The following is a 21,437-nucleotide window of genomic DNA, read 5'->3' as shown; positions in this document are numbered from 1 at the left end:
GCATTGCCGCTCACTTCTTCGCAAAGCGCTCGGAGGACGGGATCAGCGCCGTCTGGTGGCCCTGCTCGGCCAGCAACGCGGCCCGGTTCGCTCCGAGCGGCTCGTCCATGATCTTCGCGTGGATCTTGAGGATCGCGTCGATCAGCATCTCCGGCCGCGGCGGGCAGCCCGGCAGGTACATGTCGACCGGCACGACGTGGTCCACGCCCTGCACGACCGCGTAGTTGTTGAACATGCCGCCGCTGGAGGCGCACACGCCCATGGCCAGCACCCAGCGCGGCTCGGGCATCTGGTCGTAGATCTGCCGCAGCACCGGCGCCATCTTGTTGGTCACCCGGCCCGCGACGATCATCAGGTCGGCCTGGCGCGGCGAGGCGCGGAAGACCTCCATGCCGAACCGCGCGAGGTCGTAGCGCGGGCCGCCGGTGGTCATCATCTCGATCGCGCAGCAGGCCAGGCCGAAGGTGGCGGGCCACAGCGAGGACTTGCGGGTCCAGTTGACCAGCTTCTCCACGCTGGCGAGCAGGATGCCGTTCGGGAGCTTCTCTTCGAGACCCACTTCGATCTTCCCCCTCAGTTCCAGTCGAGGCCGCCGCGACGCCACACGTAGGCGTACGCGAAGCCGACCGTCGCGACGAACAGGGCGATCTCCACCAGGCCGAACAGGCCGAGCCGGTCCGCGGAGACCGCGAAGGGGTAGAGGAACACCATTTCGATGTCGAACAGGATGAACAGCATCGCCGTGAGGTAGTAGGCGACCGGCATCCGGCCACCGCCCACCACGGGGTGCGGCGACGGCTCGATGCCGCACTCGTAGGCGTCGAGCTTCGCGCGGTTGTAGCGGCGGGGACCGATGTACGGAGCGGCCGTCACCGAGAACAGCGCGAAGGCCCCGGCGAGGACGAACATCAATACGAGGGGGAGGTAAGGGTCCAGCACTCTCCGTCGTCCTTTCCTCGCTGTCGCGGTGGTGGTGCACCGCCGACCGTTGCGCACCCTAAAGGGTGTTCTTGCGGCCTCCGGAGGTTAGGCGGGCCTAACAATCCGCAGGTCGCTTGTGAAACACTTCACAAGGCATCTCAGCCGGTTGTGAACTGATTCACAAGACCTGCGGCTCAGTGTAGAACGTCACACAGCGGCGTCACGGGCACCCCCGACATAGGCTGTGACCAGGCCTTTTGCCACGCAGATCAACAGTTGGGCGACCCGTCCGTGAACGGGGGCACACCGAAAACGAAACAGCGCCGTCCCGGAGGACGGCGCTGCGTCGTTTAGCGGAGCCGTTTTAGGCCGTTGGGGCCAACTTCGTCGCGGCGGTGATGATGCGGTCGAACGAGTCGCCGTCCTTGGGGTCGTAAAGCCCCGCGAGCAGCTTCAGGACCAGCTTCATCAGGGTCTTGCGCGGCAGCCCGTACTTGGTCGCGGTGCGCATGACGGTGGGGTTGCCGATGAGCTTGCTGAACACGTTGCCGAGGCGGTAGTAGCTGCCCAGGGCCTGTTCGATGCGCACCGGGTAGCCGTGCAGCGCGCGTTCACGGCTCGCGCCCTGGCGGGCCAGCGCCTGCACCACGGTCTCCGCCGCGATCCGGGCCGACTCCATGGCGTAACCGATGCCCTCGCCGTTGAACGGGTTGACCATGCCGCCCGCGTCACCGACCAGCAGCAGGCCGTCGCGGTAGTGCGGCTTGCGGTTCAGGCCCATGGGCAGGGCCGCGCCGCCGATCTTGCCGGTGGCGTTCTCCTCGCGGAAACCCCACTCCTCGGGGGTGCCGTCGAGCCAGCTCTTGAGCAGCGCGCGGTAGTCCGTGGTGCCGTAGGCCTTGGAGGTGCTGAGGATGCCGAGGCCGACGTTCACCGTGCCGTCGCCCATGCCGAAGATCCAGCCGTAGCCGGGCAGCAGCACGTCGTTGGCCCGGTCCCACAGCTCCAGGTGCGACTCCAGGTAGTCGTCCTTGGTGCGGGGGCTGGCGTAGTAGCGGCGGACCGCGACGCCCATCGGCTTGGCGTCGTCCTTCTGGATGCCGACGCTGAGGGCCAGGCGCGCGCTCACGCCGTCGCAGGCCAGCACGAGCGGGGCGCGGTAGGTGACCGGGGTCTTGTCCGGGCCCTGCTTGGCCTCGACGCCGACGACCCGGCCGTTCTCCACGAGGGCACCGGTGACGGTGGTCTGCTGGTGCATCCGGGCGCCCGCCGAGACGGCGGTCTGCGCCAGCATCTCGTCGAAGTCCTGCCGCGGCCGGACCAGGCCGTAGGGCGGGAACGTGGCCAGCTCGGGCCAGTCGAGTTCGAGCGTGACGCCGCCGCCGACCACCCGCAGGCCGCGGTTGTGCAGCCAGCCGGCTTCCTCGCGGGTGTCGATGCCCAGGTCGATGAGCTGCTTGACCCCGCGCGGGGTCAGGCCGTCGCCGCACACCTTCTCGCGGGGGAAGGTGCTCTTCTCCAGCAGCACCACGTCCAGGCCCGCGCGTGCCAGGTAGGTGGCCGCGGTGGAACCCGCGGGCCCCGCCCCGACCACGATCACCTCGGCGTCCTCGCCTGCCTTGCGGCGGCTTGGAGTCGTCATCCCCGCTCCTTGTGCCCGTGTTCACAAAGTCCGGCGCGAGTCTACTTGCGCGTTGCTGAGGACTTGGCCGGCGCGAGGACCGGGCGGTCCCGGTGACTCAGGCGGGTGGGGCGGGCTTGGTGCCGCGGTGCAGGGCGACCATGCCGCCGGTGAGGTTCATCCAGGCGACGTCCTCCCAGCCGGCGCGGGCCACGATCTCGCCGAGTGCGCGCTGGTCGGGCCAGGTGCGCATGGACTCGGCGAGGTAGGAGTACGCGGCCGGGTTGGAGGACACGAACCGGGCGATGAGCGGGAGGAGGCGCAGCAGGTAGCGCATGTAGACGAAGCGGAACGGGCGGAACGCGGGCGTGGAGACCTCGCACACCACGAGCCGTCCGCCGGGCTTGACCACGCGGGCCATCTCGCGCAGGGCGGCCTCGGTGTCGTTGAAGTTGCGCAGGCCGAAGGACACCGTGACGGCGTCGAAGGAGTCGTCGGCGAACGGCAGGCGCAGGGCGTCGGCGGCGACCTTGGGCACGGGCCGGTGCGCGCCGCCCAGCAGCATCCCCAGGGAGAAGTCGGCCGCCACGCACCAGGCGCCCGAGGCCGCGTACTCGACCGTCGACACCGCCGTGCCGGCCGCCAGGTCGAGCACCTTCTCGCCGGACTTGGCGTCCAGCACCCGCCTGCTCCACTCCCGCCAGCGCCGGTCGAACCCCAGGGTCATGACCGAGTTCGTCCGGTCGTAGCCCTTGGCCACGCCGTCGAACATCTCGGCGACCTCGCGGGGGTTCTTGTCCAGACCTGCACGCGACATGCGGGCAGCCTAACTCCCACCCTCCCCACCCCGCCGCCGCGCGTGTCCTCCCCCCAGACCCCGCGAGTCGAACCCTCAAGACCCGCGAGTCCCACGTTCAGGTCCCGCGTGTCGAACGTTCAGGACCCCCGAGTTCAACGCTCAGGATCGGCTGCCGATGCGCGAATGTTGAATTCGGAGGACCTGGAGGTTCGACTCGCGGGTCGCGGAGGTTCGACTCGCGGGACCTGGAGGTTCGACTCGCGTGGGGGTCAGGTGGCGCGGAGGGCGGTGAGCATGCCGGTCACGGCGGTGTGCCAGGGGTATTGCTCGGCGCGGGCCCTGGCGGCGGAGCGGCGGGTCGGCTCGGGGTGGTCCAGCAGGGTGGTCACGGCGCCGGCGAACGCCGGGGCGTGGTCGGGCACGGCGGCGCCGCAGTCCGGGTGGACGATCTCCCGCAGCGCCGAGGAGGCGGAGACGATCACGGGCGTGCCGGAGGCCAGGGCCTCCAGGGCGGCCAGGCCGAACGTCTCGTGCGGGCCGGGGGCCAGCGAGACGTCGGCGGTGGCCAGGAGGGTCGCCACCTCGCCGCGGCCGGACAGGAAGCCCAGGAAGGTGACGGGGAGGCCGGCGGCACGGCGTTCCAGCGCCTCGCGGCGGGGCCCGTCACCGGCGATGACCAGCCGCACGTTGTGCCCGGACGCGTGCAGCTCGGCCGCCGTGTCCACGCTGCGCTCGACGTGCTTCTCCGGCGACAACCGCCCGCAGTGCACGAGCAGCGCGTCGGCGCCCTGCGCGAGCGACGCCCGCAACGACCGGTCGTGCCTGGTCGGCGTGAACGTGCGCAGGTCGACGCCCAGCGGCACGCGGACGACGTTGCGCGCCCCGATCCGGTCGAACTCCTCCCGCGCGAACTCCGTCGTGCACACGACCGTGTCGTAGGACGCGGCCATCCGCGCGTTCGCCCAGTCCGCACCCCGCCGAGCCAACGCCCTCGGCAGCAGGAACTGCTCCAGCAGCCGGTCCAGCCGCTCGTGCGAGATCACCACGCTCGGCACGCCGCGCGCCGCCGCCCACCGGCCCATCCCGCGCAACGTCAGCCGGTCCGACACCTCCAGCCGGTCGGGTGACAGGTGGTCCAGCAACGCGCGCACGCGCCACGGGTCCACCGCCCGGTACCCGCCGGTGCCGGGGATGCGCGGCGCGGGCAGCGTGATGCGCCGCACGCCCGGCGACAGCTCCTCGTCGGCGTGCGCGGCACCGGGCACGACCAGCGTGACCTGGTGACCGCTCGCCGCGTAACCGCTGCCGAGGTGGTGCAACGCCGTGCGCAGGCCACCGGACCGCGGGCCGTAGAAGTTGGCCAGCTGCACGATCCTCATGCGTGCACGTTCCACGCGCGCCCGATCCTGGATGCCCGCCCGATCCTCACGCCTGCACGATCCTCACGCCTGCCCGGACCCTCATGCCTGCCCGGACCCTCGTGCCTGCCCGGACCCTCGTGCCTGCCCGGACCCTCGTGCCTGCCCGGATCCTCATGCCGCACGGCGCACCGGAACGTCGAGCACGGCCGCGTAGTGGCCGAGCAGTTCGTCGCACACGGCCGACCAGGTCCGCCCGCGCACCCACCGCCTGGCCGCGTGGCCGAACTGCCGGCGGCGCAGCGGGTCGCCCAGCTCCACCACCGCCCGCCGGAGCTGCGCGTCGTCGGCGAACAGGTAGCCGGTGTTGGGTTGCACCAGGTCACGCGGCCCGCCCGCGTCCGGCGCGACCACCGGCACACCACTGGCCAACGCCTCCTGCACCGCCTGGCAGAACGTCTCGTGCGGCCCGGTGTGCACGAACACGTCCAGGCTCGCGTAGGCCGCGGCCAGGTCCGCGCCGCTCTTGAACCCGAGGAACGCGGCGCCGGGCAGGTCCCGCCGCAACCGCGCCTCCTCCGGCCCCTCCCCGACCACGACCAGCCGCACGCCGGGCAGGTCGGCGAGCGCGGCCAGCCGGTCCACCCGCTTCTCCGGCGACAACCGGCCGACGTACCCGACCAGCAGCTCACCGCCCGGCGCCAGTGAGGCGCGCAACGCGTCGTCCCGGCGGGAAGGGTGGAACAGCTCCACGTCCACACCCCGCCCCCACCGGTGCACGCGCGGCACGCCGTGCTCTCGGAGCGCGTCGACGGCCCACGTCGACGGCGCGAGCGTGCGGTCGGCCTGGGCGTGCAGCCGACGCGTCCACCGCCAGGCGGCACGGGCGGTGAGGCCGAGGCCGTAGTGACCGGCGAACCCGGCGATGTCGGTCTGGTAGACCGCGACGGTCGGGATGCCCAGCCTGCGCGCCGCGGACAGCCCGCGCGCGCCCATCACGAACGGGCTGGCCAGGTGCACGACGTCGGGCCGGAACTCGGCCAACGCGGTCAGCACCTTGCGCGTGGGCACCCCGACGGGCAGCGAGCTGAACCTCGGCAGGTCCACCGACGGCACGCGCACGACCGGCGTGCCGCGGTGGTGGTCGGCACCCGCGCCGGGCGCGACGACCAACGCCTGGTGGCCGTGCGCCCTCAGGTGCTCCAAGACCCGCAGGACGGAGTTGGTCACGCCGTTGACCTGGGGCAGAAAGCTCTCGGTGACGATCGCTACGCGCACGCCGATCACCATGCGGTGCCAAGGACACGGCGGCGTGACACTTCCGCGAACGCACGCCGAACTCCTCGCGTCGCGGTTGACGTTGGCCCCGGGTTCACCTGGAGTATGTGACGCGGTCACTCTGTGCGCCGACACTAGGTCGGCATGACCGTCTTGTCGTCCCGACCCGCGCAGCCCGTCGATCCCGGCCTGGTGTCGATCGCGCTGGAGATAGCGGGGCGACTCGCCAACGACGCGTCCGACGTCATCATGGCGACCGCGGGCCGCGGCGCGCGACCCGACGACGAGGCGTCGCCGTTCGACTGGGTGACCGACACCGACCGGACGTTGGAGCGGCACACGCGGCGGGTGCTGACGGCCGAGTTCCCCGACATCCCGGTGTTCTGCGAGGACACCGATTCCGACGTGGTGAGCGACGCGGAGTTCCGCTGGGTCGTGGACCCGGTCGACGGCACCGCGAACTACGTCGCCGGTGTGCCGTGGTGCGCGTACAGCCTCGCGCTGGTCGACCGGTGGGGGCCGGTCGTCGGGGTGGTCGCGGACCCGTACCGGGCCCAGATCTACGCCGCGGCACGGGGGCGCGGGATGCGGGCGAACGGCACGCCGGTGCGGCTGGGCGGCCAGGCGGTGAGCTCGATCGTGTGCACGGAGATGACGCGGACCGGCCCGTGGCCGGGGATGGGCGGGTTCATCTCCCGGGCGGCGGTGGCGGGCACGGGCGTGCGCGTGCTGGGTTCGAAGGCCCTGGCGGTGGCCCAGGTGGCCCTCGGCCACGCCGCGGCCGCGGTGCTGGACAGCTACCACGAGTGGGACGTGGCCGGCGCGGTGGCGCTGGCGGTCGAGTCGGGCGCCGCGGTGCTGGACCGCCGGGGCGAGGACGACCCGTTGCCGGTGGACGGCCTGCTGGTGGCCATGCCGGAGGTGGCGGAGGAAGTCCTGGCCTGGTGGCAGGCCGCGACGTCCCAGGGCTGAGAACTTCCCAGGGCTGAGAACGTCAACAGGTTGAGGAACGTCGCAGAGTGAGGACGCCCGGCAGGGTGAGGACGCCGGCAGGGTGAGGCGGCCTAGGCGGTGCCCAGGTGCGGCAACTGCTGTTCGAGCACTTCCAGGTGGGCGCGGACGGCGTCCAGGGACGTCTGGTTGAGCAGTTGGAGCGCCACCCGGCCCACTTCGTCCTCGAACGCGGTGAAGTCGCGGACCGCGGCGTGGAGCCGCCCAGTCACCGGGTGGTTCTGGTCGGCGCCCAGGGCGCGGCCCAGGTCGGCGATGCGCCGCACGTCCGACAGCTCGTTGGCGAACTGCGCGGCGATCCGCTCCAGCCAGTCCCTGGCCGGTGAGACGGGCACCGTCGCGACCGCCGCGTACACCCGCCGCACGGCCAGTTCGCACCGGCCGACCATCGCCGACCACCGGTCGTTCACCGGGGGCAGGGGTGGCGGGGGCGGTGGGGGCGGTGGGAGGACCGGGCGGGAACGGCGGCGCACGGCACCGACCACCAGGCCGATGAAGGTGCCGGGCACGCCGCCCATGACCGCGCCGAGCATCCCCGAGGCGATGAAGCTCACGACGACGGACGGGCCCGGCTCGTCATCGGCCGAGGACGGCAACGCGATGCCGAACATGATCAGAGCGGTCATCAGCACCGTGCCGATGAGCAGTCCCCACAGCGCGCCCCGTCCCATGCGCACAATGTGCCAGATCAGGCGTCGTAATCCACGGTGATCAGCGGAGTCAGGGCAACCGATTGGCACGTCAGCACGAACCCGGCCGCCACCTCGTGCGGCTCCAACGCGTAGTTCCGGCGCATCTCCACCTCACCGGACACGACCAGCGCACGGCACGTCCCGCACACACCGCCCTTGCACGCGAACGGCAGGTCGGCGCGCACCCGTTGGGCCGCGTCCAGGATCGGCACGTCGGCCGGGAGCGGCACCTCGGTGCTCCGCCCGTCCAGGACGACGGTGGCCGTCGCCGACGCGGCCGGGGAGGACTCCTCCCGGCGCGGCGGGGGCGGCGGCTCGTCCACGTAGAACAGCTCGTGGTGCACGGACGACGCGGGAACGCCCAGGGACGCGAGCACGTCCTCCGCGTCCCGCACCATCCCGTACGGCCCACACACCCACCACTGGTCCACGTCCGCCCACGGCACCACCGTCGCGAACAACGCCCGCAGCTTCGCCGCGTCCAACCGGCCGGTGAACAGCTCGACGTCCCGGGGCTCCCGCGACAGCACGTGCAACAGCTGCAACCGCGCCGGGTACCGGTCCTTCAGGTCCGCCAGCTCCTCGGCGAACATCACCGTGTCCGCGCGCCGGTTGCCGTAGACCATCGTCACCCGCGCACCGTCCGCCAGCACCGACGCGGCGATCGACAGCGCGGGCGTGATGCCGGACCCGGCGACCAGCAGCGCGTGGTGCGCGCCACCGGACGGCGTGAAGCCACCCAGCGGCGGCAGGACTTCCAGCACGTCACCGCGCTGGACCCGGTCGACCAGCAGCGTGGAGAACAGCCCGCCGTCCACCCGTCGCACGCCGATCCGCAGCGGACCGCCGGCGGGCGCGCAGATCGAGTACGACCGCCGCTCGTCGCCGTTGCGCAGGGTCAGGTACTGCCCCGGCGCGAACGCGAACTCGGCCGCCAGCGACGCGGGCACCTCGAACGTCACCGCGACGGCGTCCGAGCACAACCGCTCGACCGACGCCACGGTCAGCTTGTGGAACACCGGCCGCGCCATCAGATCTCCTTCACGTGCTCGAACGGCTCGGCGCAGTCCGCGCACCGGCGCAACGCCTTGCACGCCGTCGACCCGAACCGCGACAGCTCCGCGGTCCGCGGCGACCCGCAGCGCGGGCACAGCACCCTCCGCGACGGCGGCGCCAGGTTCAGCGGCACCGGGCCGACCGCGCGCGGCCCCAGCCGGGACGGCGGCGCGATGCCCGCCTCCCGCAGCTTGCGCAGCCCGTCCTCGCTGATCCAGTCCGTGGTCCAGGCGGGCGAGAGCGACAACCGCACGTCCACCGCCGCGTACCCGGCCGCCAGCAACGACCGGCGCAGGTCGGCGGCCATCTCGTCCAGCGCGGGACACCCCGAGTAGGTGGGCGTGATCGTCACCGACACCCGCCCGCCGGACTCGGTCACGTCGCGCAGCACGCCGAGGTCGGCCAGCGTCAGCACGGGCAGTTCCGGGTCGCGGACCCGGGCCGCGACCTCCAGCGCGGTGCTCACCACGTCGCTCCCGGCATCGACCGGTGCAGGTGCTGCATCTCGGCCAGCAGGTAGCCGAACGCCTCGGTGTGCACGCCGTCGCGCCCGGCCAGTCCGTTGACCCGGGCCGCGGGCACGTCCGCGGGCCTGGTCAGCCCGGCGGCGGGCAGCACCGCGGCCAGCACGCCGTCCACCTCGGACCTCAGCTCGGCCGGGTCGACCGCGACACCGGTCAACCGCCGCTCCACGGCGTGCGCGGTGAACAGCTCGTCCACGAACGGCCACACCCGGTCCAGCCCGGCCTGCATCCGCCGGTGCGACTCGTCGGTGCCGTCACCGAGCCGCACGACCCACTGGGCCGCGTGGTCCCGGTGGTAGGCCAGCTCCTTGAGCCCCTTGGCCGCCACCGCCGCGAGCACCGGGTCGGCGCTGCCGCGCAACCGCGAGTACTGGGCGAGCTTCCACGACGAGAACACCAGCAGCCGGGCCATGGTGGTGGCGAAGTCACCGCCCGCGAACGGCCCGCACTCGATCTCCGCCAGGTGCACGTTGCGGAAGTCGCGCTCGTCGCGCAGGTAGGCCAACGCGTCCTCGTCCCGGCCCGCGCCCTCCACCTCGCCGGCCCGGGTCAGCAGCATCCTGGCCTGGCCGAGCAGGTCGAGCGCGATGTTGGCCAGCGCGACGTCCTCCTCCAGCTCCGGCGCGCGGGAGCACCACTCGGCCAGCCGCTGGGACAGCACGAGCGCGTCGTCGCCGAGCATCAGGCAGTACGCGGTCAGGTCGGCGCGGTCGACGTCGGGCACCTGGCGGTCGACCCCGGCCAGCGCCTCGGTGAACCCGGTGCCGAACGCCCAATGCGCGTCCTCGTGGTCGATCAGGGACTCGTACGCATTGTCGAAGCTCATAGGTGCGGCACGTCCTCGGGGATCTCGTAGAACGTCGGGTGCCGGTAGACCTTGTCGCCGCTGGGCTCGAAGAACGGGTCCTTCTCGTCCGGCGACGACGCGGTGATCGCCGTCGCGGGCACCACCCAGATCGACACGCCCTCGTTGCGGCGGGTGTAGACGTCGCGCGCGTTGCGGAGGGCCATCTCGGCGTCCGGCGCGTGCAGCGACCCCACGTGCACGTGGTTCAAGCCGCGCTTGCCGCGCACGAACACTTCCCACAGCGGCCAGGACGAACTCATGCCACACCTTCCTCGGCGGCACGGCGGGAGGCGTGTGCCGCGGCCGCCGCACGAACCCACTCGCCGTCCTCGTGCGCCTTGCGCCGGTGCGCGATGCGCTGCGCGTTCGTCGGCCCGTTGCCGCCGACGACCTGCCAGAACTCGTCCCAGTCGGGCCGGCCGAAGTCGTGGTGCCCGCGCTCGGCGTTCCACCGCAGCTCGGGGTCGGGCAGCGTCACGCCCAGCTTCTCCGCCTGCGGCACGGTCATGTCGACGAACTTCTGCCGCAGCTCGTCGTTGGTGTTGCGCTTGATGCGCCACTTCATCGACTGCTCGGTGTTGGACGACTCCGCGTCCGGCGGGCCGAACATCATCAGCGACGGCCACCACCAGCGGTTCACCGACTCCTGCACCATCGCGCGCTGGGCGTCGGTGCCGGACATCATCGTCAGCAGCAGCTCGTAGCCCTGCCGCTGGTGGAAGGACTCTTCCTTGCAGATGCGGATCATCGCCCGCCCGTACGGACCGTACGAGGTGCGGCACAGCGGCACCTGGTTGCAGATCGCGGCGCCGTCCACCAGCCAGCCGATCACGCCGACGTCGGCGTAGGACAGCGTCGGGTAGTTGAAGATCGAGGAGTACTTCTGCCTGCCCGAGATCAGCTTCTCGGTCAGCTCGCCCCGGTCCGCGCCCAGGGTCTCGGTCGCGGCGTAGAGGTACAGGCCGTGCCCGGCCTCGTCCTGGACCTTGGCCAGCAGGATCGCCTTGCGGCGCAGCGACGGCGCGCGGCTGATCCAGTTGCCCTCCGGCTGCATGCCGATGATCTCGGAGTGCGCGTGCTGCGCGATCTGCCGGATCAGCGTCTTGCGGTAGCCGTCGGGCATCCAGTCGCGCGGCTCGACGCGCTGCTCGGCCGCGACGGTGCGCTCGAACTGCGCCTCCAGGTCCATACGACCGATGTTACACCTGGAGGACGTTTATGGGCAGAACTGTCACAACCGCGGTCGGGCCGTCACGGCCGCGGCCACCACCCCTTGCGCTTGTCCTTCCGGCCCAGCCACCAGATCAGCGGGGCCAGCACCGCCCACACCGCGAGCAGGAAGGTGCCGATCGGCAGCAGCGCGAGCAGCGCGGTGCGCCCGGCGACCCGCACCACCTCGGGATCGGCCGTGTCGTACTCGATGCGCACCAGCTGACCCGGTTCCAGCCCTTCCGGGTAGAGCAGGCCCTGGGACGGGCTGTGCACGGCGCCGTCCGGCGTGGCGAAGCGCACGACCGTGCGCTGGAACGAGACGGACACCACCTCCGCGGTGGCCTTGCCCAGCCGCTCCTCGATCATCAGGTCGTCGCGCCAGCACGCCGCGAGCAGGATCACGCCGATCAGCGTCACCACCGCGCCCAACACCACCAACGCCCGGCTGACGAGGAGCCGAACCTTGGGGCCGGCACCTGTTCGCACTGCGTCGTCCACCACAACTGAGGAGTCTAGGGCGGCCTCCGCTGGAGGATCTCAGCGACGAGTCCATACCCTCGACGCCGTGACCTCAGCTCCTGCCTCGCGGACCCGACAACGGCTGCGCGTGCACACCAGGCGCGTCGTGGGCGACAACCTGCTGGGCAGGCTCCCCGCGCCGACCGGTGCGCTGAGCTGGGTGAGGGACGGAACGGGCCTGGTCGGGTGGGGTGAGGCGGCCCGCTTCGAGGTCTCGGGTCCGGACCGGTTCGCGGCGGCCGACCGGTGGTGGCGCGAGTTCACCGACGACCTCGACGTCGAGGACGGGGTCGACGTGCCGGGCACGGGCCCGGTCGCGTTCGTCAGCATGGCGTTCTCCGACCGGCCCGGCCGCTCGGTGCTCGTGGTGCCGGAGGTCGTGGTGGGCCGCCGCAACGGGCACAGCTGGCTCACCACCATCGGCGACAGCGGCAAGCGGCGGGTCGAGCCGGTGCGCAAGCCGTCGGAGGTGCGCTACAGCGACGGGCAGGTGTCGGTCACCGGCTACCGCGAGGCCGTGCGCGCCGCGGTCGAGCGGATGCGCGCCGGCGAGCTGGACAAGGTCGTGCTGGCGCACGACCTGCTGGCGGTCGCGGACATCGGCATCGACCACCGGTTCGTGCTCGAAGGCCTGGCCCGCCGGTACCCCGAGTGCTGGGTGTACGCGGTCGACGGCCTCATCGGCGCCACGCCGGAACTGCTGCTGCGGCGCAGCGGGTCCGTGGTCGACTCACGGGTGCTCGCGGGCACGACGTGGCCGCACGACGGGATGTCCGACGACGAGCTGGCGGCCGCGCTGCTGTCGTCGGGCAAGAACCGCGACGAGCACGAGTACGCGGTGACGTCGCTGGTGGAGACGCTGAAGCCGTTCTGCGACACCATGTCGGTGGAGGGTCCGTCGGTGCTGCGGCTGCCGAACGTCTCGCACCTGTCCAGCGACGTCATCGGCACGCTCAGCGACACGCCGTCGTTGCTCGCGCTCGGCGAGGCGCTGCACCCCACGGCGGCCGTCGGCGGCACGCCGCGCGCGGACGCCATCGCGATGATCGAGGAGCTGGAGGGCATGGACCGGGGCCGCTACTCCGGTCCGGTCGGCTGGATCGACGGCAACGGCGACGGCGAGCTCGGCATCGCGTTGCGCTGCGCGCAGGTGGACGGCCGCACGGCCCGCCTCTACGCCGGCTGCGGCCTGGTCGCCGAGTCGGACCCGGACTCCGAGGTCCACGAGGCGCACGCCAAGATGCTGCCCTTTCGCGAAGCCCTCGAAGGCATGTGACGCACCTCACCGGAACGCCAGGGGGCACTTCGGCCAACCGGTACGTGACCACAGCACTGGACAAACCACCCGACCTGCGCGGGCCGGACGTCACGGCCGCGTTCGCCGAGCTGTTCGACGCGCACGCGCGGCGGCTGCGCGGTTACCTGGCCGGCCGGGTCGGCGACGCCGCGGCCGACGACCTGGTCGCCGAGACGTTCCTGGTGGCGTTGAAGCGGCGGCACAGCTACGACCCGGACCGCGCGCCGGTGAAGGGCTGGCTCTACGGGATCGCCACGAACCTCGTGCGCGAGCACATCCGCCGCGAGACCAGGGGGCACCGCGCGCGGCTGCGGCTGGTCGGCCGCCCCGAACCCGACCACGGCGGCGCGGTCGCCGACCGGGTGGACGCCCAGCGCCGCACCGAGGTGCTCGCCCGCGCCCTGGCCGGCCTGCGCGACGAGGACCGGGACGCGCTCCTGCTCACGTCGTGGGCCGGGCTGAGCCCGACCGAGGTCGCCGCCGCGCTCGGCGAGCCCGCCGGCACCGTCCGCTCCCGGCTGCACCGGGTCCGCACCCGGCTCCAGGCCCTGCTCACCGAGGAGAACCGCGATGCGTGAACTCGACGACGCACTCGACCGCCTGCACCACGACGTCCGCACCGCCGACGTCCCGCTCGACGCCGTGCGCACCCGCGTGCTGACCGCCGCCGCGGACTCGGTGACCCCCAAGCGCCGCAGCCGCGCCCGGTGGCTCGCACCCGTCGCGGTCGCCGCAGCGGCGGCCCTGGTCACCGGCGTGGTCGTGCTCGACAACCGGACCGGGCAGCAGCCACCCGAGGCCGGCACGTCCTCCGACGCGCCGCCGAGCGTCGAGCTGCTGTCGGCGCGGGATTACCTGACGCGGGCCGCCGACGCAATCACCGCCGTCGACCAGCCGCTCGCACCCGGCCAGTACCGCTACGTCGCGGCGCACGAGTGGAACTCGCGCGGCGTGGGGACGGCGCCACCCGCCGACCGGCCCGACGCGGTCGCCTCCGGCTACACCTACCTGGTCGAGTCCCGCACCGAGACGTGGATCCCGCACGACGTGACCCAGGAGTGGCTGAACCGGCGCACCCCGTTGGAGGGGGCGAAGTGGCTCGGCGGCACCGTGCCGCAGTCCGAGGCGCCGGTGCCCGAGCCGGACGAGACCGCGAAGGGCGAACGTCGCGGCAGGTGCGGCGACTTCTTCCCCCGGTCGCAGCCGCAGAAGGTGTGCGGCGACCCGGAGGACTGGGACAACCCGGACTTCTACGCGCCGCTGCCGCGTGACCCGCAGGCCCTGCTCGGGTGGTTGCGCGACCTCACCGCCAACCGCAGCGGCCCGTCGGGCACGGTGTTCCACTGGGCCGTGCAGCTGCTGCGCACCGGGCTCGTGCCGGCCGACCTGCGCGCCTCGCTCTACCGGGCCCTCGCGCTGCTCGACGGCGTCACGGTGACCGACGGCAAGGCCAACCTCGACGGCCGCGTCGGCGTCGCGGTCACCATCGAGGACGTGCACGAGCGGCGCGAGCTGATCGTGGACCCGGCCACCGGCGACTTCATCGGCGAGCGCACCGTCACCGGCCCGCAGCCCCACGAGGCCTACATCGAGCCGGGCACCGTGACGAGCCTCAGCGCCATCACCACCAAGGTGGTCGACGGCATCGGCCGGACCGGCTGACGCGCGAAGGGCCGCCCCCACCGCGGGGGCGGCCCTCCCGCTCGTTCAGTGCTGGTGACCCGCGAGCAGCTCGCGCGTCTCCTGGATCTTCTTGAACGACTTCGGCTCGCTCACCGCGGCGGCACGCGCCGAGAAGTCGCCCGCGCCCGGTGCGGCGGCCGGCTTGCCCGGCGTGAACAGCCAGGTCTGGAACAGCTCGTCGAGCTGCTTGCCGGACAGCCGCTCGGCGAACGCGATGAACTCGTCGGTCGTGGCGTTGCCGTTGCGCTTGGCGGCGGGCCACTCCTTCAGCAGCCGGAAGAACGCCTCGTCGCCGATCTCGCCGCGCAACGCGTGCACGGTCAGCGCGCCCCGGTCGTACACGGCGCCGTGGAACTGGTTCGAGGCCCCCGGGTCACCGGGCAGCACCTGCCAGAACGGGCTGTCGTCCGGGTAGGACGCGTAGACGAAGTCCGAGTTCTCCTGGACCGTGCCCTCGCCGACGTGCTCCGACCACAGCCACTCGGCGTAGCTGGCGAAGCCCTCGTTCAGCCAGATGTCCTTCCACCCCTGCACCGACACCGAGTCGCCGAACCACTGGTGCGCGACCTCGTGCGCCACCACGTAGGTGTTCGAGCCGCGGCGGAAGAACGCGGTGTCGTAGGTCGAGCGGGTCTGGTTCTCCAGCGCGAAGCCGATGCCCGGCGTCACCACGCCGCCCTGCGCCTCGAACGGGTAGGTGCCGAACTGCGACTCCAGGAACTCGGTCACCTCGGGCGTGCGCTCGATGCTCGCCACCGACGCGCCGTAGTCCGCGCCCAGCCGCTCCGAGTAGGCGTTGAGCACCGGCTGGCCGTTCGGCGCGGTCGACTGGCGGATCTCGAACTGGCCGATGGCGATGAACGCCAGGTACGTGGCCTGCGGCTGCAGGCTGCGGTAACGCCACCTGGTCCAGCCGTTGATCTGCTGGGTGGTGCCGTTGAACAGGCCGTTGGAGATGACCTCGACGCCGCTGGGCACGGCCACCGACACGTCGAACCTGGCCTTGTCGGTCGGGTGGTTGTTGCTCGGGAACCACCACGGCGCGATGTCGGGTTGGTCGATCGCGAGCGCGCCGTCCGGGGTCCGCTTCCACGACGTGTAGCCGTCCACCGCGTGGGTGGAGGGCGCGTCGGAATAGGTGACCACGACCGTCACGTCCGAGCCCTTGCGCAACGTGCCGCGCGGGTCGACCACGAGTTCGCCGCCGGACTGCGTGAACTGGGCGACCTTGTTGTTGACCCGGACCGAGCTGACCTTGAGCAGGAAGTCGAGGTTGAACCGACTCAGGTCCTGAGTGGTTTTGGCCAGGATCGTCGTGGTGCCGGAAAGGTTGTCGTTCGCCGGCTGGTAGTTGAGCCTGATGTCGTAATGGGAAACGTCGTACCCGCCGTTACCCGCATTCGGGTAGTAGGGGTCGCCGATGCCCGGTGCTCCTGGCTGGTCCGCCGTCGCCGTGCCGGCGAGCAGGAGCAGGGACGCCGCGGCGGCGGTACCGAGGGTCAGCTTCGCTCTCAGGGACATGCCGAGAAGCTAGTCGCGGCTCCCGGCGCGCTGTACCCCCGTCGGTAGGATTCCCACTATTGGAATGCGGTTGACACCGCCGCCTTCAAGCGTGCGTGCAGATCACGCAATTCGTGGCGTTGCGCCCGGATTTCCACCACCCGGATTCCGCTCGGCCGGTCGAGCGCCCGTCTCAATTGGTCCGGTGTGCGCACCTCGGTGTGCGGCACGTGGTGCGCCGCGCACAAGGCCGCCAGGTCGACGCCGTGCGGCGTGCCGAACACCCGCTCGAAGGTCCGCTGGTGCTCCTTGGCGCCCTGCTCCAGCAACGCGAAGATGCCGCCGCCGTCGTCGTTGAGGACGACGACCGTCAGGTCGGGGCGCGGCTCGCCGGGGCCGATGAGCATCCCGTTGGCGTCGTGCAGGAACGTCAGGTCGCCGATCAGGGCGTAGGTCGGGCCGCGGGTGAGCGCGATGCCCGCGGCGGTGGACACGCTGCCGTCGATGCCGGCCACGCCCCGGTTGGCGAAGGTGCGCACGTCCAGGCGCGGCTCGGCGACGAGGTCGACGTCGCGGACCGGGTTGGACGAGCCGAGGAACAGGTTGGCGCCGCCGGGCAGCGCCGCGACCAGGTCTCGGGCCACGTGCAGGCCGGTCGGCCAGGGCTGCTTGGCCAGCAGGTCGTCCACCACGTCGGCGACCGCCTTGTCCGCGTGCTGCCAGGCGGTGAGCCAGTCGTCGTCGACCTCGTGCTCGCCCAGGACCAGGTCGGTGGACGTGTGCGTGGCGGCGAACTGCGGGTCCGGCCAGTCGAGCTCGTCGGACAGCACGTGCACGACCGGGGTGCGGGCGATCAGCTTCTGCACGCCCCGGGAGAGGGTTGCGCGGCCGACCACGACCACGGCGTCGGGCTTGAGGTGGTCGGGGAGCTCGCCCGCGTTGAGCACGAGCGTGCCGTGGCGCAGGCCGTGCCCGGTCGGTTCGGCGATCACCGGCCAACCGGCGCGTTCGGCCAGGTCGGACAGGTCGTGCTCGGTGTCGCCGACGAGCACCAGGGTGCGCGGGCCGAGGTGGTCGGCCGGGTGCAGGGAGGTGGTGGTGCGGCGAGCCGTGCGCGTCCACGGCATGTCGAACGGACGGCCGTCGAGGCTCTCCGGCCAGTCGTCGATCCCGTCGGGCACCAAGGGCTCCCGGAACGGGACGTTGACGTGCACCGGGCCCTGGTCGCGCGCGGTGGCGACGGCGCGGCACACCAGGGAGCGCCACAGTCCGTTCTGGCTCTCCCGGCGCTCGGCGACGGGGAACTGGAGGGTGTCGACGCCGAAGACGCGGTGCTGGTCCACGGTCTGGCTGGCGCCGGTGCGGTAGAGCTCGACCGGGCGGTCGGCGGTGACGGCGACCAGCGGCACGCCCGCGTGCCTGGCCTCCAGCATCGCGGGGTGCAGGTTCGCCACGGCGGTGCCGGACGTGCAGGTGACGGCGGTGACCTCGGCGCCGCCCTTGGCCAGGCCCAGGGCGAGGAAGCCGGCGGTGCGCTCGTCCACGCGGACGTGCAGCGTGATGCGCCCGGCCGCGGCGGCCTCGTGCAGGGCGAACGACAGCGGCGCGTTGCGCGACCCGGGGCTCAGCACGACGTGCCGGACGTCGTTGCGGATCAGCTCGTCGACGAGCACCGTGGCCTGGGCGGTGGACGGGTTCACCCCGACATTGTCGCTCAGCGCGCGACCAGGTGATTCCCGGCGCTGAGCCGGACCGGGGCCGGTCTCAGCCGCGGTGCGGGCATATTGTCCCTGCCGTGGCAGACCAGGACGTTTCCGAGCTGTTCGACCCCACCCGCTGGAAGCAGGTCGAGGGGTTCGACTTCACCGACATCACCTACCACCGGGCGGTCGACCAGGGCACGGTGCGCATCGCGTTCCACCGGCCCGAGGTGCGCAACGCGTTCCGGCCGCACACCGTCGACGAGCTGTACCGCGCGCTGGACCACGCCCGGATGAGCTCGGACGTCGGGTGCGTGCTGCTCACCGGCAACGGCCCGTCGCCGCGTGACGGCGGCTGGGCGTTCTGCTCGGGCGGCGACCAGCGCATCCGCGGCCGCAGCGGCTACCAGTACGCGTCGGGCGAGACCGCCGAGACGATCGACCCGGCCAGGGCGGGCAGGCTGCACATCCTGGAGTGCCAGCGCCTGATCCGGTTCATGCCGAAGGTCGTCATCGCGGTCGTCCCCGGCTGGGCGGCCGGCGGCGGGCACAGCCTGCACGTGGTGTGCGACCTCACGCTGGCCAGCGCCGAGCACGCCAGGTTCAAGCAGACCGACGCCGACGTCGGCAGCTTCGACGGCGGCTACGGCTCGGCGTACCTGGCCAGGCAGGTCGGCCAGAAGTTCGCCCGCGAGATCTTCTTCCTCGGCCGGGCCTACACCGCCGAGGACATGCACCGGATGGGCGCGGTGAACGCGGTCGTGCCGCACGCCGAGCTGGAGTCGACGGCGCTGGAGTGGGCGAAGGAGGTCAACGGCAAGTCGCCGACGGCCCAGCGGATGCTGAAGTACTCCTTCAACCTGATCGACGACGGCCTGGTCGGGCAGCAGATCTTCGCGGGCGAGGCCACGCGCCTGGCGTACATGACCGACGAGGCGGTGGAGGGTCGGGACGCCTTCCTGGAGAAGCGCCCGCCGGACTGGTCCGACTACCCCTACCACTACTGACCCGCGATGATCACCTTCGATCGACTCCGCGACGCGCTGGCTGCTCCGGGCGGCCTGCTGGTGGCCCAGCCCGGCGACTCGGCGCCGTTGCGCGGCTGGGAGACCGAGGCCGTGCTCGCGGTCGGGACCTCGGGCTCCACGGGTGAGCCGAAGACCGTGCTGCTCGGCGCGGACGCGCTCACCACGTCCGCCGAGCTGACCCACGCCCGCCTCGGCGGGCCCGGCACGTGGCTGCTCGCCCTGCCGACCACGCACATCGCGGGCATCCAGGTGCTCGTCCGGTCGGTCGTGGCGGGCACCGAGCCGGAGGTGATGGACCTCGCCACCGGTTTCCGCGCCTCCGGCTTCGCCGCCGCGGCCCGTCCGGTCCTGGCCGGTCCCGGCCGCCACTACACCGCCCTCGTGCCGACCCAGTTGGCCCGCCTGGTCGCCGCGGACGGCCCGGGGCTGGCCGCGGTGCGGCAGTTCGACGCCGTGCTGATCGGCGGCGCGGCCACCCCGCCGGCCCTGCTCGAACGGTCGCGGGAGCTCGGCGTCCGGGTGGTCACCACCTACGGCATGAGCGAGACCTCCGGCGGCTGCGTCTACGACGGGATGCCGCTGGACGGTGTGCGGGTGCGACTGGCCGACGGCCGGATCGAGGTCGGCGGCCCGGTGCTGGCGCTGGGCTACCAGGGCGGCGAGCGGTTCGGCGAGTGGTTCCGCACCGGTGACCTGGGGCGCGTCCGCGCCGACGGCACGCTGGAGGTGCTGGGCCGGGCCGACGACGTGATCATCAGCGGCGGGGAGAACGTCGTGCCCGCCAGGGTCGAACGCGCGCTGGCGGCACAGGCGGGCGTGCGGGAGGCGTGCGTCGTGGGGCTGGCCGACCCCGAGTGGGGTCAAGTGGTGGCCGCGGCCGTGGTGCCGGAAGATCCGGGTGACCCGCCCGACGCGGACGAGCTGTGCGCGGCGGTCGGCGAGGTGGTGGGGCGGTTCGCCATGCCGAAGCGGGTCGTCTTCGTGCCGGAACTGCCGTTGCGCGGGCCCGGCAAGGTCGACAGGAGAGCGGTCGCTAGCTCGTTTGGGTGAGTTTCTGCCTAGCTAGCCGTGTTGTTGGTTGACAGCTAACCACGCCAGGCGATTGGCTCGGCAGCGCCGAGACGCGCGGCCCTGCCGCGGTCACCTCCGCACCGCGCGCCCGGACGAGGAGTGCTGCGATGAACAGGCGCTACCTGGTACCGCTCGCCCTTGCCACCGTGCTGACCGCAGGGTTGGCCGCACCGGCCGCCGCCGCGGGTGAGGCGCGGTGGCGAGCGGACCTGTCCACCGTGGACGCCGACGGCAACGGCGTCACCACGCACGACGGGACGGTGCGGCTGGACCGCGCCGCACCGACGCCCGCCAGTGCGCGGGCGGCCATCCGCACCGGGTTCCTGCAACTCGACCCGCGTACGTTCGACACCCCCGTCAACGCCGTCTCCGCGGCCGTGCGCAGCACCGTCCCGGCGGGCGCGGAGGTCGCGGTGGACGTGCGCGGCGCGCTCGGCGACGAGCAGTGGACCGAGTGGGTCGAGGCGCGCCCCGACGCGCCGGCCGTGCTGCCGACCGCGGTCACCACCGTGCAGGTCCGGCTGGCGCTCACGGCCGAGAAGGCGTCGCCCGAGGTGAGCCAGGTCGACCTCCGGGCGTTCACCGCGCCCGAGGGTTCCGGTGTCGTCGCGGAGGCCGCGGGCCTGTCCTACCGGGTCTACGCGACCCGCGAGGGCCTGGTCGGCGGCACGACCGCGAACGGGCACGTGATCGTCAGCCGGGACCACTTCGCCGCCCTGCCGTCGCGGCGCGGGCTGTCCGCCAAGGCGACCGGCACCTACAGCGTCCGGGTGTGCGCGTCCAACGGCCGCTGCGAGTGGGCGCCGGTCTGGGACGTCGGCCCGTGGAACACCAAGGACGACTACTGGAACCCGGCGGCGACCCGGGAGATGTGGAAGGACCTGCCGCAGGGCAAGCCCGAGGCCCAGGCCGCCTACCAGGACGGGTACAACGGCGGGAAGGACCAGTTCGGCCGCACCGTGGCCAACCCGGCGGGCATCGACCTGGCCGACGGCACGTTCTGGGACGGCCTGAAGCTGACCGACAACGCCTGGGTCACCGTCACCTACCAGTGGACCGGTTCCGGCCCGGCCGGGTTCGTCCGGACCGCGGGCGACCCGCTCAACGTGCGCGGCGGCGCGACGTCCACGGCCGCGCAGGTCGGCCTGGCCGCGAACTACGCGCAGGTGCGGGTCGAGTGCCAGGTCACCGGCCAGTCGGTGACGGGCTCGCAGGGCACGTCGAACATCTGGTTCCGGATCGCGGCGGGCAAGTTCATCGCCCGCGCGTACGTGGCCGGCGTGTCGGGCGCCACTGCCTGCTGATCACGCGGCCACCCGG

The 21,437-nt window shown here is 72.4% G+C and carries 22 protein-coding genes; 7 read left to right on the top strand and 15 right to left on the bottom strand.

Features of this window, described 5'->3' with window-relative positions; all coding sequences use genetic code 11:
* Positions 1-10: 10 nt before the first annotated feature.
* From AB0K14_RS18920 to AB0K14_RS18895, 6 genes are all read right to left on the bottom strand, one after another.
* Positions 11-559, bottom strand: a complete 549-nt coding sequence (locus AB0K14_RS18920) for an NADH-quinone oxidoreductase subunit B family protein (protein WP_360452755.1) — start codon at positions 557-559, stop codon at positions 11-13.
* Between the two features lie 14 nt (positions 560-573).
* The gene (locus AB0K14_RS18915; protein ID WP_360452753.1) at positions 574-939 is read right to left on the bottom strand and encodes an NADH-quinone oxidoreductase subunit A; all 366 of its coding nucleotides are present in this window, start codon (positions 937-939) and stop codon (positions 574-576) included.
* Between the two features lie 346 nt (positions 940-1,285).
* A complete protein-coding gene (locus AB0K14_RS18910) occupies positions 1,286-2,563 on the bottom strand; it encodes a geranylgeranyl reductase family protein (protein WP_360452751.1) in 1,278 nt (425 codons plus the stop codon).
* A gap of 97 nt (positions 2,564-2,660) precedes the next feature.
* A complete protein-coding gene (locus AB0K14_RS18905) occupies positions 2,661-3,359 on the bottom strand; it encodes a demethylmenaquinone methyltransferase (protein WP_360452749.1) in 699 nt (232 codons plus the stop codon).
* A 251-nt stretch (positions 3,360-3,610) separates the two neighbouring features.
* Positions 3,611-4,720, bottom strand: a complete 1,110-nt coding sequence (locus AB0K14_RS18900; RefSeq protein ID WP_360452747.1) for a glycosyltransferase — start codon at positions 4,718-4,720, stop codon at positions 3,611-3,613.
* Positions 4,721-4,873: 153 nt separating this feature from the next.
* Positions 4,874-5,977, bottom strand: a complete 1,104-nt coding sequence (locus tag AB0K14_RS18895) for a glycosyltransferase family 1 protein (protein WP_360452745.1) — start codon at positions 5,975-5,977, stop codon at positions 4,874-4,876.
* Between the two features lie 144 nt (positions 5,978-6,121).
* Between AB0K14_RS18895 and AB0K14_RS18890 the strand changes: the two genes are divergently transcribed.
* The gene (locus AB0K14_RS18890; RefSeq protein ID WP_360452743.1) at positions 6,122-6,949 is read left to right on the top strand and encodes an inositol monophosphatase; all 828 of its coding nucleotides are present in this window, start codon (positions 6,122-6,124) and stop codon (positions 6,947-6,949) included.
* Positions 6,950-7,041: 92 nt separating this feature from the next.
* Here the strand turns inward: AB0K14_RS18890 and AB0K14_RS18885 are convergent, their stop codons facing one another.
* The 7 genes from AB0K14_RS18885 to AB0K14_RS18855 form a co-directional block, all read right to left on the bottom strand.
* Positions 7,042-7,659 carry a hypothetical protein gene (locus tag AB0K14_RS18885; protein WP_360452741.1) on the bottom strand — a complete coding sequence of 206 codons (618 nt, stop codon included), beginning with the start codon at positions 7,657-7,659 and terminating at the stop codon, positions 7,042-7,044.
* 17 nt (positions 7,660-7,676) lie between these two features.
* Complete coding sequence (gene paaE, locus AB0K14_RS18880; RefSeq protein WP_360452739.1) at positions 7,677-8,711, bottom strand: 1,2-phenylacetyl-CoA epoxidase subunit PaaE; 1,035 nt, start codon at positions 8,709-8,711, stop codon at positions 7,677-7,679.
* Positions 8,711-9,202 carry a 1,2-phenylacetyl-CoA epoxidase subunit PaaD gene (gene paaD, locus AB0K14_RS18875; RefSeq protein WP_360452737.1) on the bottom strand — a complete coding sequence of 164 codons (492 nt, stop codon included), beginning with the start codon at positions 9,200-9,202 and terminating at the stop codon, positions 8,711-8,713. Before paaD ends, paaE begins: the two co-directional genes overlap by 1 nt.
* Positions 9,199-10,086, bottom strand: a complete 888-nt coding sequence (gene paaC / locus AB0K14_RS18870; protein WP_360452735.1) for a 1,2-phenylacetyl-CoA epoxidase subunit PaaC — start codon at positions 10,084-10,086, stop codon at positions 9,199-9,201. Before paaC ends, paaD begins: the two co-directional genes overlap by 4 nt.
* The gene (paaB, locus tag AB0K14_RS18865; RefSeq protein ID WP_158845120.1) at positions 10,083-10,367 is read right to left on the bottom strand and encodes a 1,2-phenylacetyl-CoA epoxidase subunit PaaB; all 285 of its coding nucleotides are present in this window, start codon (positions 10,365-10,367) and stop codon (positions 10,083-10,085) included. Before paaB ends, paaC begins: the two co-directional genes overlap by 4 nt.
* The gene (gene paaA, locus AB0K14_RS18860; protein ID WP_360452733.1) at positions 10,364-11,296 is read right to left on the bottom strand and encodes a 1,2-phenylacetyl-CoA epoxidase subunit PaaA; all 933 of its coding nucleotides are present in this window, start codon (positions 11,294-11,296) and stop codon (positions 10,364-10,366) included. Before paaA ends, paaB begins: the two co-directional genes overlap by 4 nt.
* 62 nt (positions 11,297-11,358) lie before the next feature.
* The gene (locus tag AB0K14_RS18855) at positions 11,359-11,805 is read right to left on the bottom strand and encodes a DUF3592 domain-containing protein (protein ID WP_360452731.1); all 447 of its coding nucleotides are present in this window, start codon (positions 11,803-11,805) and stop codon (positions 11,359-11,361) included.
* A 79-nt stretch (positions 11,806-11,884) separates the two neighbouring features.
* Between AB0K14_RS18855 and AB0K14_RS18850 the strand changes: the two genes are divergently transcribed.
* The 3 genes from AB0K14_RS18850 to AB0K14_RS18840 are packed head-to-tail and all read left to right on the top strand — an operon-like array spanning position 11,885 to position 14,797.
* Positions 11,885-13,114 (top strand): chorismate-binding protein, encoded by a 1,230-nt coding sequence (locus AB0K14_RS18850; protein WP_360452729.1) that lies wholly within the window; start codon positions 11,885-11,887, stop codon positions 13,112-13,114.
* 44 nt (positions 13,115-13,158) lie between these two features.
* Entirely contained in the window at positions 13,159-13,713 is a 555-nt protein-coding gene (locus tag AB0K14_RS18845; protein WP_360452727.1) for a sigma-70 family RNA polymerase sigma factor, read from the top strand.
* Positions 13,706-14,797, top strand: a complete 1,092-nt coding sequence (locus AB0K14_RS18840; RefSeq protein ID WP_360452725.1) for a CU044_5270 family protein — start codon at positions 13,706-13,708, stop codon at positions 14,795-14,797. The genes AB0K14_RS18845 and AB0K14_RS18840 overlap by 8 nt, the downstream gene beginning before the upstream one ends.
* 45 nt (positions 14,798-14,842) lie before the next feature.
* Here the strand turns inward: AB0K14_RS18840 and AB0K14_RS18835 are convergent, their stop codons facing one another.
* Together AB0K14_RS18835 and menD are read right to left on the bottom strand one after the other, a co-directional pair.
* Positions 14,843-16,339: a M1 family metallopeptidase gene (locus AB0K14_RS18835; protein ID WP_360452723.1), complete on the bottom strand. Its 1,497-nt coding sequence runs from the start codon at positions 16,337-16,339 to the stop codon at positions 14,843-14,845.
* A 56-nt stretch (positions 16,340-16,395) separates the two neighbouring features.
* On the bottom strand, positions 16,396-18,018 hold the full coding sequence (gene menD / locus AB0K14_RS18830; RefSeq protein WP_360452721.1) for a 2-succinyl-5-enolpyruvyl-6-hydroxy-3-cyclohexene-1-carboxylic-acid synthase: 1,623 nt from the start codon (positions 18,016-18,018) through the stop codon (positions 16,396-16,398).
* A 95-nt stretch (positions 18,019-18,113) separates the two neighbouring features.
* Between menD and AB0K14_RS18825 the strand changes: the two genes are divergently transcribed.
* From AB0K14_RS18825 to AB0K14_RS18815, 3 genes are all read left to right on the top strand, one after another.
* Complete coding sequence (locus AB0K14_RS18825; protein WP_360452719.1) at positions 18,114-19,025, top strand: 1,4-dihydroxy-2-naphthoyl-CoA synthase; 912 nt, start codon at positions 18,114-18,116, stop codon at positions 19,023-19,025.
* Between the two features lie 6 nt (positions 19,026-19,031).
* The gene (gene menE, locus AB0K14_RS18820; RefSeq protein ID WP_360452717.1) at positions 19,032-20,096 is read left to right on the top strand and encodes an o-succinylbenzoate--CoA ligase; all 1,065 of its coding nucleotides are present in this window, start codon (positions 19,032-19,034) and stop codon (positions 20,094-20,096) included.
* Positions 20,097-20,224: 128 nt separating this feature from the next.
* Positions 20,225-21,421 (top strand): hypothetical protein, encoded by a 1,197-nt coding sequence (locus tag AB0K14_RS18815; RefSeq protein ID WP_360452715.1) that lies wholly within the window; start codon positions 20,225-20,227, stop codon positions 21,419-21,421.
* The last annotated feature ends 16 nt before the right edge of the window (positions 21,422-21,437 follow it).

Source organism: Actinosynnema sp. NPDC050801 (genome assembly GCF_040673975.1).
Classification (GTDB): domain Bacteria; phylum Actinomycetota; class Actinomycetes; order Mycobacteriales; family Pseudonocardiaceae; genus Actinosynnema.
The sequence above is the reverse complement of the archived record's forward strand: the minus strand, read 5'-3'. Positions and strand labels throughout refer to the sequence as shown.

Bases quoted from the DNA above. Each gene is read 5' to 3' on its own strand.
- AB0K14_RS18910 (WP_360452751.1), bottom strand. From the start codon at position 2,563: ATGACGACTCCAAGCCGCCGCAAGGCAGGCGAGGACGCCGAGGTGATC.
- AB0K14_RS18905 (WP_360452749.1), bottom strand. From the start codon at position 3,359: ATGTCGCGTGCAGGTCTGGACAAGAACCCCCGCGAGGTCGCCGAGATG.
- AB0K14_RS18900 (WP_360452747.1), bottom strand. From the start codon at position 4,720: ATGAGGATCGTGCAGCTGGCCAACTTCTACGGCCCGCGGTCCGGTGGC.
- AB0K14_RS18890 (WP_360452743.1), top strand. From the start codon at position 6,122: ATGACCGTCTTGTCGTCCCGACCCGCGCAGCCCGTCGATCCCGGCCTG.
- AB0K14_RS18885 (WP_360452741.1), bottom strand. From the start codon at position 7,659: ATGGGACGGGGCGCGCTGTGGGGACTGCTCATCGGCACGGTGCTGATG.
- paaE (WP_360452739.1), bottom strand. From the start codon at position 8,711: ATGGCGCGGCCGGTGTTCCACAAGCTGACCGTGGCGTCGGTCGAGCGG.
- paaC (WP_360452735.1), bottom strand. From the start codon at position 10,086: ATGAGCTTCGACAATGCGTACGAGTCCCTGATCGACCACGAGGACGCG.
- paaB (WP_158845120.1), bottom strand. From the start codon at position 10,367: ATGAGTTCGTCCTGGCCGCTGTGGGAAGTGTTCGTGCGCGGCAAGCGC.
- paaA (WP_360452733.1), bottom strand. From the start codon at position 11,296: ATGGACCTGGAGGCGCAGTTCGAGCGCACCGTCGCGGCCGAGCAGCGC.
- AB0K14_RS18840 (WP_360452725.1), top strand. From the start codon at position 13,706: ATGCGTGAACTCGACGACGCACTCGACCGCCTGCACCACGACGTCCGC.
- AB0K14_RS18835 (WP_360452723.1), bottom strand. From the start codon at position 16,339: ATGTCCCTGAGAGCGAAGCTGACCCTCGGTACCGCCGCCGCGGCGTCC.
- menE (WP_360452717.1), top strand. From the start codon at position 19,032: ATGATCACCTTCGATCGACTCCGCGACGCGCTGGCTGCTCCGGGCGGC.
- AB0K14_RS18815 (WP_360452715.1), top strand. From the start codon at position 20,225: ATGAACAGGCGCTACCTGGTACCGCTCGCCCTTGCCACCGTGCTGACC.